This window comes from Helicobacter kayseriensis, from assembly GCF_021300655.1.
Lineage (GTDB): Bacteria > Campylobacterota > Campylobacteria > Campylobacterales > Helicobacteraceae > Helicobacter_G > Helicobacter_G kayseriensis.
In genome coordinates this window covers 1-10,541 of record NZ_JAJTNB010000014.1, presented here as the reverse complement: position 1 = coordinate 10,541, position 10,541 = coordinate 1, and the positions used below count along the sequence as shown (strand labels likewise).

At 37.5% G+C, this 10,541-nt stretch carries 8 protein-coding genes; 4 read left to right on the top strand and 4 right to left on the bottom strand.

Annotated features, from left to right (window positions below):
• Positions 1-352 precede the first annotated feature (352 nt).
• The 3 genes from LW137_RS06870 to htpG are packed head-to-tail and all read right to left on the bottom strand — an operon-like array spanning position 353 to position 5,377.
• Complete coding sequence (locus LW137_RS06870; protein WP_233034842.1) at positions 353-2,734, bottom strand: heavy metal translocating P-type ATPase; 2,382 nt, start codon at positions 2,732-2,734, stop codon at positions 353-355.
• Positions 2,734-3,480: a hypothetical protein gene (locus LW137_RS06865; protein ID WP_233034840.1), complete on the bottom strand. Its 747-nt coding sequence runs from the start codon at positions 3,478-3,480 to the stop codon at positions 2,734-2,736. The genes LW137_RS06870 and LW137_RS06865 overlap by 1 nt, the downstream gene beginning before the upstream one ends.
• 43 nt (positions 3,481-3,523) lie before the next feature.
• Entirely contained in the window at positions 3,524-5,377 is a 1,854-nt protein-coding gene (gene htpG, locus LW137_RS06860) for a molecular chaperone HtpG (protein WP_233034838.1), read from the bottom strand.
• Between the two features lie 113 nt (positions 5,378-5,490).
• On the opposite strand from htpG, the gene LW137_RS06855 reads away from it, so the two are divergent.
• The 3 genes from LW137_RS06855 to fliR are packed head-to-tail and all read left to right on the top strand — an operon-like array spanning position 5,491 to position 9,402.
• Complete coding sequence (locus tag LW137_RS06855; RefSeq protein WP_233034836.1) at positions 5,491-6,597, top strand: DegT/DnrJ/EryC1/StrS family aminotransferase; 1,107 nt, start codon at positions 5,491-5,493, stop codon at positions 6,595-6,597.
• A 35-nt stretch (positions 6,598-6,632) separates the two neighbouring features.
• A complete protein-coding gene (locus tag LW137_RS06850; RefSeq protein ID WP_233034834.1) occupies positions 6,633-8,612 on the top strand; it encodes a methyl-accepting chemotaxis protein in 1,980 nt (659 codons plus the stop codon).
• A 16-nt stretch (positions 8,613-8,628) separates the two neighbouring features.
• A complete protein-coding gene (gene fliR / locus LW137_RS06845) occupies positions 8,629-9,402 on the top strand; it encodes a flagellar biosynthetic protein FliR (RefSeq protein ID WP_233034825.1) in 774 nt (257 codons plus the stop codon).
• Here fliR and LW137_RS06840 read toward each other — a convergent pair.
• Positions 9,396-9,938 (bottom strand): phospholipase D-like domain-containing protein, encoded by a 543-nt coding sequence (locus LW137_RS06840; RefSeq protein ID WP_233034815.1) that lies wholly within the window; start codon positions 9,936-9,938, stop codon positions 9,396-9,398. The genes fliR and LW137_RS06840 overlap by 7 nt on opposite strands.
• Positions 9,939-10,017: 79 nt before the next feature.
• Here LW137_RS06840 and LW137_RS06835 point away from each other — a divergent pair.
• A partial coding sequence (locus LW137_RS06835; protein ID WP_233034804.1) for a hypothetical protein occupies positions 10,018-10,541 on the top strand: 524 nt, incomplete at its 3' end.

Here is a 10,541-nt window from a genome sequence, read left to right as displayed (position 1 = left end):
ATGAAGCTAGGAAAATAAAGACAATCCACTTAAAAGATATTTCACTAAGTAGAAGCAATTCCTGCTTCTACTTAAACCCAAAAGCTTCTTTGCTCCCCAAAAATGATAGATCAAAGAATAAAAGAGCAAAAGATTGGATTGAGAGTAAAAACTAAAAACTAAAGAGCAAAGAGCAAAGGATACAAAACTAAAGAGTATAGGTCTCAAAAGATCGACAAAATGGGGATGGAATAAAAGCGGGGAATTTAAAACACACATAAAAAACAAATGGAGCGGGGGAATCTTTCTAAATCATTTGTTTAGAAAGATAACCGCATATTGATCGATCATCGTGGCATAGGTCACTATCTTCTTAGATTCTTGGTGTCTTTGATTTTTGTCTCATCGAGTTAAATACAACGATGAGAGAACTAGCACTCATGCTAAGGGCTGCAAAAATTGGAGAGATATGACCAAGAATCGCTAGAGGAATAGTTAGAGTATTGTAAAAGAGAGAAAAGTAGATATTGGTTTTGATCGTTTTATAAGTATTTTGAGCGATTTTGATGGCTTTATGGATCCCTGTGAGTTTATCTTGAAGAAGGATGATGTCACTACTTTGAAGCGCTAAATCGCTTTTGTCTGCCATCGTGATACTGACTTGAGCTTTTTGCAAAGCAAGAGAATCATTGATCCCATCCCCAATCATTGCTACTTTTTTTCCTTGTGCTTGAAGAGAGGTGATGATATTGGCTTTGTCTATAGGGGTTTGTTTGGCATAGTAGGCTGAGATTTGAAGTTCTTGAGCGATTCTTGAGACTTCATTTTCCTCATCACCGCTGACAATCATGAGATCAATGTTTTGTTTTTGGAGGTTTTGGATCAGATCTTTTGCATGCGGTTTGAGTGTGTCTTGTAAGAAAAAGATGCTTATAAGTTGCCCATTTAGTGCAAAAGCAAAGAGGCTTCCAGAGTGTTTTTCAAAAGTGGGCATGGGGATTTTGAGGGAGCGTAAAAACTCTAAGTGCCCACCCACCAATTCTCCTAATGGAGAGCTAGCCTTGATGCCTTGAGATGGAATGTGCTCAAAGGTTGTGATTTCATAGGGAGAAGAAGTTTTGGGAAGTGAGGCGAGTATCCCTTTTGCGATTGGATGAAGATCTTTGCTGAGAAATGCTTGAAGAAGAAGCGGATCGTAGGGGTGAAAGTGGATTTGATGGATGAGTTTAGGTTCGCCTTGAGTGAGCGTTCCTGTCTTGTCGATACAGAGGGTGTCAATTTTGGCAAGAGTTTCGAGGTGACGCCCTTTTTTGAAAATGATTCCTTGCATATAGGCTTGTGTTAAGCCTGTGATGTTGGCAATAGGTGTGGCAAGTGCTAGAGCACAAGGGCAGGCGATAATGATAATGCTTACAGCGATTTTGAGCGTTTCATCAAGGGGGAGATGAAGAGAGAAAAAATAAACACAAAAAGTAAGCAATGCCACAAGCAACACGCTTTGAGAGAATCTTGAAGAAATCGCATTTGCCATTTCTTGGATGCGGGGTTTGGAATGTTGGGATTGTTGGACAAGTTCGATAAGCGTGCTTAGCGTGCTTTGCTCAAAGCTGTGTGTTGTGCGATAAAGGATATTATGCGTAAGATTGATGCTTCCTGAAAGAAGGATATCTCCTTTTTTCTTGGCAATAGGCTTAGATTCTCCGCTCAAAGAGGACTCATCAACAAGAGCATAGGGAGATTGAAGGATGCCATCAATGATAATCTTTTCTCCCACAAGGACTTCAACTTCACTTCCAATAGAGACTGATTGAGGAGGGAGGAGCTTGTCTCCAACGCGAACAGATTGAGGGATTTGAAGCGAAAGATTCTGTAGTGTTTCTCCTGCTGTCTCTTTGGCTTTGTTTTCTAGAAATTTTCCCAAAAGCACAAAGGTGAGAATCATACTCACAGACTCAAAATAACTCTCATGTCCAATAAGTGAGGCATAGATTGAGTATAAATAAGTCATCAAACTTCCGCTAAATACGAGCAAGTCCATCCCTACACGTTTAGCTTTTAGTCCTTTAAAAGCACTGAGATAAAACACGCTTCCGCTGAAAAAAACAACAGGTGTGCAAAGCAAGAATGAGGCGGAATTGAGCAGAAGTGAGTATTCTTGGGCTATTCCTTGAAAATAGCCACTATATTGTGCGATTGCGATCCACATGATATTCATTGTGCAAAAAATTGCAACAATAAGTTTTGTGAAAAAGAGCTGTTTTTCTTCTTTGGCCTTTTGTTCCATTTGTTCGCCTACGCTCACCTCATATCCCAAAGAGTAGATTGTTTGGATGATTTGGCTGAGATTGATTTTGTTGGGATTCCAAACAATTGTTGCACGATGATTGGTATAGTTGATATGTGCTTCAATAACTCCTTCAAGCTTGTTGAGCATTGTTTCATTGAGCCAGATACAGGCAGAACAATGGATGTTGTGTATGAGGATTGTAATTTGGGATCGATCGGAGGTAGAGCGAATGTATTTTTGTTGAAAGGCTTGGGAGTCATAATAGTCATAATTTGAGAGGTTGTGGATAGGCGGAGTTAGCGTTGTGCCTTGAAGTTTGTCATAAAATGCTTGAGTATGGCAATCCTTTAAAAGGTAATAAACGCTTTTGCATCCATTGCAACAAAAATAGAGAGTTTTTCCCTCATCAACGCACTCTTGAAGTGCGTCAATGGAAAAGGAGTTTTGACAATGGCTACACTTTTGCACTATTTTTTGATGATATGTTCAAAGGGAACAGATTGAATGCCTGCTTTTGCAACATCTTCATTATTTTTTTGAATCAGATCGATGTTTTTTGTTTTGTCTTTTGGAGTGAGCTTGTATTCTGGGTTGTAAATTTCTCGCATAATTTTAAGTTTTTGAGAATCGCTTTTAATGCTTGCAAGCTTGTCATAAATCAACTTTGCTTTATAAGCTGATTCTTCACCTAAGAAAGAAACGAGCAAGATCTTAACATCTCCATCTTTGAGCTTCTTCTCAATCTCTCCCAATTCTTTTCGGCATCCTGGGCATCTAGGATCTGAAACAAGATAGTAAGTTTGTTTTGGATTTTTTGCTGTTGATTTGAGAGAGATCAAGCGATCATTTGCTAGAGAAGAGAAAAATTGATTTAAGACCTCAGGTTTTGGTGGCTCGACTTTGGGCTGTGTTGTTTGATAGGCTTCAGCCAAGATCATAAGATCTTTGTCGCTTTTGGACAAAAAGACATTAGAAAGACCAATGATGATGTTTCCATCTTGCGTCCCTAAAACCGCGATTTCTGTTTTGTCCTTTTTGTCATTGAGGATAATGACTTTTAGATCTTTGCTTCCATCTAGATCAAAAACATCTTTGACTTCAATCTCTCTCTGGGTTTTTTGGCTGACAAATTTGCTTACTTTGTCTTTGAAGTCTTGGTTGGATGCGATTGCAAGAGATGCAATCGCAAAGAAAATTAAAGCTATTTTTTTCATCATTTCTCCTTTTTGCAAAAAATCATTCTACTGAAAAATCCATTTAGCTCAGGTTGCTTTGGATAAGGTCATTGAGTTTGGCGCAGAACTCTTTTGCATCTCCTAAATTTCCATTTTCAAGTAGTTTTGCATTGCCATAAAGAAGTGTGATGAAAGTTTTTTGTTTTTCTTGATCTTTGATCTCTTTGAGTTTTTGAATAATGGGGTGGGAGATATTGAGCTCAAGTATCTTTTCATCAGGCATTTTTTGGCCCATTTGTGCCATGAGGTTTGTCATCATTGGATTGCTTGCTTGTGAAAGTAGACAAAGAGGAGAATCGATATTTTGTGTCAATTTGATCTCTTTCACTTCGCTTGGGAGATGATTTTTGAAAACTTCTATGAGAGATTCAAATTCTTTTTTTGTCTCATCATTGATTTCTTCTTGAACTTCACTTAGAGCTTCTGTCGAAGTGATATCTCTAAGAGGAATTTTGTCAAACTCTCCGACATTTGGCATCACAAACGAATCAACTTCTTCTGCCAAGAGCAGGACATCAAAGCCTTTTTTGGTGTATTTTTCAAGCGTAGGAGAGTTTTTGAGGACTTCCAAATCATTGCCCAAAAGGTAGTAGATGCTCTTTTGGTCTTTTGCCATTGCTTCTTTGTAGGCTTTGAGGGAGATTTTTTGATTTTGTTTAAGAGAATGGAATCTTAAAAGCTCTAGGATCTTTTCTTTGTTTTCAAAATCGCTATAAAGTCCTTCTTTGAGCACATTTCCAAATTGAGATTCAAAATCTTTGTATTTTTCTTCATCTTTGGCAAGCGTTGCGATTTCGCTTAGGATTTTTTTGGTAGATGCGGATTTAATGGTGGAGAGAATCTTGTTTTGTTGGATGATTTCTCGACTAACATTAAGAGGTAGATCTTCTGTATCTACGATACCTTTTACAAAACGCAAGTAAGTTGGAAGAAGCTCTTTGTCATCATCTGTGATAAAAACGCGTTTGACATAAAGCTTCACTCCTGATTTGTAATCGACTCGATAAAGGTCAAAGGGTGCTTTGCTGGGGATATAAAAAAGAGTGGTGTATTCTAAGTTTCCTTCAACTTTTGTGTGAATCCAAGCCATTGGATCATTAGAATCATGAGTGAGGGATTTGTAGAATTCTTTGTAATCTTCTTCTTTTAGCTCACTTTTGGCACATTTCCATAGAGCTTTTGCAGAATTGACTTGTTCGTTTTTCTCTTCAATGATTTCTTCTTTTTTGCCTTCTTTTTCTTCTGTTTTGGTCTCTGTATATTTCAAAAAGATAGGGAAAGCAATATGATCAGAGTATTTATCGATGATGCTTTTTAAATCCCATTTGGAGGCAAAATGCTTGTCTTCTTCTTTGAGGTAAAGCGTGATTTCTGTTCCATTTTCTTCCTTGATGCAGTGAGTGATCTCAAACTCTCCCTTTCCATCGCTCACCCATGCATAAGCCTTGTCTTCTCCTGCTTTTTTGCTTTGTACAACGATTTTTTCTGCCACCATAAAGGCTGAGTAAAATCCAACACCAAATTGCCCAATGAGTGCAGAATCTTTCTTCTTATCTCCGCTCAAAGATTCCAAAAAGCTTTTTGTCCCAGATTTTGCAATCGTTCCAAGATGATCGATGAGATCTTGCTCATTCATCCCGATTCCATTATCAGCAATCGTGATACTTTTATTTTCTTCAAAGCTGATTGTGATCGAGGGGGAGAAGGGGAAGTTTTTGTATTTTTCATCTGTAAGTGTGAGGTAATTGAGTTTGTCAAGAGCATCAGAAGCGTTGCTGATAAGCTCACGCAAGAAAATCTCTTTGTTGGAATAAAGAGAGTGAATCATAAGATCTAATAATTGTGTGATCTGAGTTTGAAAGGTATGTTTTGCCATTAAATCATCCTTTTTGATTGTAGATTTTAGTGAGATGGAATTTTATAACAAATCTTATAATTGCTTAGAAATATCAAATTGATCTTAAGAGTTTGTATTAGAGGAATAGTAAGATGATTAAGTTTTTGGATTTGCAGTCTCAATATCAAGGCATTAAAGACCAAATCAATGAGATTGTATTGGAGATTTTAGAAAAAGGGGCATTTGTGGGTGGGGAGTATGTGGAGCGTTTTGAGAGAGAATTCGCACAAGAATTGGGAATCAAATATGCATTGGGGGTGGGAAATGGAACAGATGCCATTGAGCTTGCTTTAAAGGCCCTTGATCTCCCACTTGGAAGTGAAGTCATCTTGCCTGTGAATACATTTTTTGGATCTTTGGAGGGGATTGTCAATGCGGGATTAAAACCTGTATTTGTGGATTGTGGAGAAGATTATTGCATTGATGTGAAAAAAATTGAATCAAAAATAACCCATAGGACTTCTGCCATTATGCCTGTGCATTTGTATGGAAGGGTTTGTGAGATGGAACCAATCCTTAAGCTTTCTAGGCAATATGGGTTGAAAGTGATTGAGGATTGTGCGCAAAGTTATGGGGCTGAGATAGAAGTTTTTGGAGAGAAAAAATATGCAGGCAATATTGGAGATGTGGGATGCTTTAGTTTTTATCCTGGGAAGAATCTAGGAGCCTATGGAGATGGTGGGGCGATTACAACATCTTGTGATGAGGTTTTTGAGCGTGCTAGATCTTTGGCAAATCATGGACGAGGGAAGAGTAAGTATGAGCATTTGCGTATTGGGCGTAATTCAAGATTGGATGGGATTCAGGCTGGAATTTTGAGTGTAAAGCTTGGGCACATCAAACGATGGAATGAGATTAGGCGTGAGAATGCAAGGCTTTATCATCGATATTTGGAAGGATTGGATGAGTTTTTGGTATTGCCTGTTTTGGATCAATGGGAAAGGAGTGTTTGGCATCTTTATGTCGTGCGATTGAAGCAGAGAAACAAACGCAAAGCCTTTATGGAGTTTTTGCACACTCATGGCGTGGAATGCGGGATTCACTATCCTGTTCCTTTGAGTCAAGAAGAGGAATTTAGGGCAAAACAATGGAGTGAGGATATCGTGTCTTTGCCTATGGGAGAGCATCTTGGGGAAGAGGAAATTTCTAGAGTGGCAGATCTGATAAAACAATTTATTAGACAAGATTTGATGCGTTAAAATTCCGATTTGGATGGATTGTATGCGGAGGTTTTATGTTTAAAAGTATTGTTTGGAAAACAACCCTTCTGACTGGTTTATTGGCATTGATCGGTTTTGCAAGTTTTTCTTTTGTGTCCTATCAAGAGGCAAAAAATCAAATTTTTAATGTCATTATTGAAAATCAAAGACAGAAAGTCAATAACAATAAGGTTTTTATTACAAATCAGATCGATCGTGTGCAAGAAGAATTTCAAAAATTTTTGAAAAATATGACACCTGAAGTATTTGAAAGCCCCAAACTTTTGGAGAGCTTGCTTGTTGCTTTTTTTGATGCCTCTGATTTAAGCAGTGTATTTTTTGGATTTGCTGATAATGGACGCGCTCTTGTTGTGAGTCAGGATAAACAAAAGCCTCATTATCTCACAATGGAAAAAGATGGGTTTGATGCAAGAAAGCGTGAGTGGTATAAAGCAGCGATCCAAAACAAAAAGGGCAACATAGGACGAGCTTATGTTGATTTATACACAAAAGAAGTCGTGATCAGTGTGGCTTTTCCTTTTGTGATCAATGGGCAATTAGTCGGTGTGCTTGGTGGGGATTTGCCTCTTAAGAAGATTCGAGAAGAGCTTTCCAAAAGCAAAATGTCTCCCAATTCTTATGATTTTTTGATTGATGATCGGAATTTTTTGATCGTATATCCCAAAGCAGAACTTCTGCTAAAAGATCATGATGGGGTGAGGGGATTGGTTGAGACTTATAAAAAGGTGGGGGATAGTGTGCCTTTTAGATATAGCGCTACAGGAGGATCTGCACTTGGAAAAATGTGCTCCTCTTTGCCACAAACAGGATGGCTTGTGTGTTCTTCTTTGGCTGAAGATGATTATGCATCAAGATTAGATGCATTGTTTGAAAAGCAAATTTTTCTCACAATTGTTTTTGTTTTGCTTGTAGGGATCATTCTTTTCTTTGCAATCCGTTATTTGCTTGATCCTATCAAGATGATCCAAAATGGACTTTTGTCCTTTTTTTCGTATTTGAGTGGAAAAACAAAAAGAGCCTCTTTGATTTATCTAGATTCCAAAGATGAATTTGGGGTGATGGCGGATATGATCAATCAAAATATTCAAAATATCCAATCACAAATTCAAGCTGACCATGCGTTGATCCTTGAGGCAAAAGATGTAGCCAATAAGGTGCGAATGGGAGATTATGATACAAATATTAAGCACTCAACAACCAATACAGCCCTTGAGGAGTTTAAGCAAAGTGTCAATGAAATGATTGGGGCAACAAAAGAGCATTTTTTAGCGACCAATCAGGCATTGCAGGCATATACTTCCTATGATTATGTTCAGAAGTTAGAGCTTAAAGGGATTTGTAAGGGAGGAGCATTTGATTTTTTGGTTCAGAATATTAATGCGCTCAGAGATTCTTTGGCTTTAATGCTTGAAAACTCTTTGACTCAAGGAAAAGAATTGCAAAGCTCATCGCTTACCCTCAAAGAATCTGTGCAAACCCTTTTTGATGGAAGCTCTCAGCAATTTAACTCTCTCCAAGAGAGTGCAAATCATGTGCGCAAGATTCACGAAGCGATGGGTAGGGTCAGTGCAAAAACGCAAGAAGTCATACAATATTCTGCAGATATTCGTGAAGTTGTTAATATTATTAGCGACATTGCCGATCAAACTAATCTTTTGGCGCTCAATGCAGCCATTGAGGCAGCAAGAGCCGGAGAGCATGGAAGAGGATTTGGAGTCGTGGCAGATGAGGTGAGAAAGCTTGCAGAGCGCACTCAGAAATCTTTGGGAGAGATTGAGGCAAATGCAAATATTTTGGCTCAAGCTATTGATGAAATGAGTGAAAGTATCGGCAAGCAAGCATTGGGTATTTCAAAGATCAATGATGCAATTTCTAAGCTAGAAAATGTTACAAGACAAAATGTTGAGGTCGCAGACAAAACAGAAAAAATCGCAAAAGAAGTGGCTAGTATGGCTGATGAAATTGTGGGAGAGGCAAGCTCTAAGAGTTGGTGAGATAAGAGGTAAATAGATGGAATTTCTCAACATCCTAACGCAAAACAATGTTGCGGCTTTTTTGCTTCTTTTGTTGCGTTTTAGCGGGCTTTTTGCCTTTTTTCCTTTTTTTGATAATCAGTTTATTTCTGCAAACATCAAAGCGGGTTTGGTTTTTTTCTGCACGATTTTATTTTTCCCTCTTGTTCCTCAGATGAAATATGATTTGACTCTTGTTGAATTTATGATTGCTGGTGGCATGGAAATCTTGCTTGGATTTTGTGTGGGGATGATTTTACAATTTGTGTTTTCTGCGATTGCTTTTGGAGGGGATTTGATGAGTTTCTCAATGGGTCTTACAATGGCAAGTGCCTATGATCCAATCAGTGGGAATCAAAAGCCTATCATAGCCCAAGTCATTATGCTTTTAGCACTTGTTGTGGCGTTGAGTTTGGACTTTCATCATGGGATTTTTATCTTGATCTCGCAAAGCTTTGATACTTTGCCACTAGGAACTTTTGCTCTTAAAAATGAGTTTGTGACTTATTGCATCAGCGCTTTTGGAAGTATGCTTGTTGTGGGATTTGCAATGGCTTTTCCTGTGATGGGGATTTTATTGTTGAGTGATATTATTTTTGGGATGATTATGAAAACCAATCCACAATTTAATCTCTTAGCGATTGGTTTTCCCATCAAAATTGCTATTGGGTTTTTGATCCTTATGATGATCGTGGGATCTGTGATTTATCATTTTCAGCAAGAAATGATTCGGGCTTTTGGGTTTGTTAAAGTTCTTTTTTTGTCTCAATAAGGAACACAACGAGAAAACATTTGACCAAAATATTGCAACGCCTTTTCAATCGTTTGAGGGTTGGATGTCATAAAAAGGGTTTCGTAATTGTTTGAAAAGGCGCTTTTGCTCCAATTGGCAGAACCAAGGATTAAAACATCACGATCAATGATTGCCATTTTTTGATGCATAAGTCCTTTGTATTTTGTTTGATTAGAATCTCCTTCAAGTAGGCATGTGTGTATATTTTTGTATTTGGAGAGAAAGCCAAGGGTGGATTTTGGATTTTTAAAATTGCTTGATTTGTCATAGATAATATTGACAGAAACGCCACGGAGAGCTGATTTTTTGAGAGCTTTGGCGATTTCTTTGTTGGTAAAACTATAAATAGAAATATTGATATTTTCTTTGGCCCCATTGATAAGAGAAATAAGATGTGTGAGAGCTTTTTTGCTTTCATCGGGCATAAAATATAAGATTTCATTGGATTTGAGAGTGGTCATTTGTAATGTAAAACATAAAACTGTGAGACATATTTTTTTCTTGAAAAAATCCATTTTTACCCTTATTTCAAAAATATCTTTGAAATTTTAACAGCTATAATCCAAAAAAAATTTTAGAGTTTTGGGAGTTTCTGTGAAGATTTTGTTAATTAACACAAATCAAGTTGTTCAAAAATTAATAGAAGTCACGAGCAAAAAGATTGATTGCCAACTGCAAGTTAGGGATAATTTTAATATCTATGATATCCATCCTGATTATTTTGATTTGATTATTATCGATGATGGCGTATTGGATGAGGGGATGAAAGAGGGGCTTAGGGCATTTCCAAAAGACAAGATACTTTTTCTTCAATCTGCAGAAACACAAGATGAAATCATTTTTCCTTTTGTCATAAGAAAACCCTTTTTACCCAATGAACTTTTAAATTTTTTATTGCAGATCAAGAAAACATCCATTTTGAAAGAGGAAGAAAAGCAAGAAGAGCAGGAAGATGAGGAGGAATTCAATCAACTTTTGAGAGATCTTGATGTTGTTGATTCTCAATCTAGAGTAGAGAATTTTGAAGATAGAGATCCTCCTAAAGACTATCCTTTACAAGAACAAGAACAAGAACAAGAACAAGAACAAGAACAAGAACAAGAACAAGAACAAGAACA